Here is a 903-nt window from a genome sequence, read left to right as displayed (position 1 = left end):
CCGTAGGGGAACCTGCGGCTGGATCACCTCCTTAAACGAAAGCCTGTTCTGGCAAGCGTTCACACGAATTATCTGGTCGATATTAAAGAGAGCGGAAAAAGTTGTCGCCCAATCTTTGGGATAGGCAGCTCGAGTCAATTTTCGGTTTGCACAAGGCACCGCCCTGAGTGAGTGAAGGCACATACAGTTGTATGTGACTGAGCAAACGAAGCAGGCAACGCCGGGCAAGGCGAAAAGAGGCCGAGATGTAGGCTTGTAGCTCAGGTGGTTAGAGCGCACCCCTGATAAGGGTGAGGTCGGTGGTTCAAGTCCACTCAGGCCTACCAATTTCCACAATGCTTTGTTGTAGCACGACTCGCATAGCAGGCTATGCGTCGCCGTCCTACGCTTCGCCTTGTGAAAATTAAGGTTTGCGCAGTGGGTAACACACCAGGGCGCAGCAACGACTGAAGTCATTTCAGTAAGTTCGGCACCGGATTTTTGGTGTTAGGCAAGGCGCGCGCCGAAGCGAACGAAGGCGTGACCCTCGATGGGTCATAACTGAGTGAGAGCCAAGCGCAACGCAGCATAACGGCAAAAAGACAAGACGAGGGGCTATAGCTCAGCTGGGAGAGCGCCTGCTTTGCACGCAGGAGGTCTGCGGTTCGATCCCGCATAGCTCCACCATTTTGCGCGATACATCGTTAAATGCTTGCTCACATACATGAGTATGCTACGCAACCATTTGCCTTGTCTCACACAAAATACAGAAGAAACTAAAAACTAATGAATACGCAGTAAGTGTTGTTTATTACTTTTTACTTTTTTAAGTAAAACGCTCTTTAAAAATTTGGATTTGATTCATTTATAGATTTTGACTTGTAGAAGTTTTACAAGCGCCAATTCGGCGAAATCTATCGTTAC

At 48.5% G+C, this 903-nt stretch carries 2 tRNA genes; both read left to right on the top strand.

Going from position 1 to position 903, the window contains the following annotated elements:
* Positions 1-249: 249 nt before the first annotated feature.
* A tRNA-Ile gene (locus ACFVYJ_RS13680) sits at positions 250-326 on the top strand.
* A 264-nt stretch (positions 327-590) separates the two neighbouring features.
* Positions 591-666: transfer RNA gene (locus tag ACFVYJ_RS13675), tRNA-Ala, on the top strand.
* The last annotated feature ends 237 nt before the right edge of the window (positions 667-903 follow it).

The organism is Pontibacter sp. JAM-7 (genome assembly GCF_048548695.2).
Taxonomy (GTDB): Bacteria; Pseudomonadota; Gammaproteobacteria; order Pseudomonadales; family Balneatricaceae; genus Neptuniibacter.
This window is presented reverse-complemented; position numbering and strand designations above follow the sequence as displayed.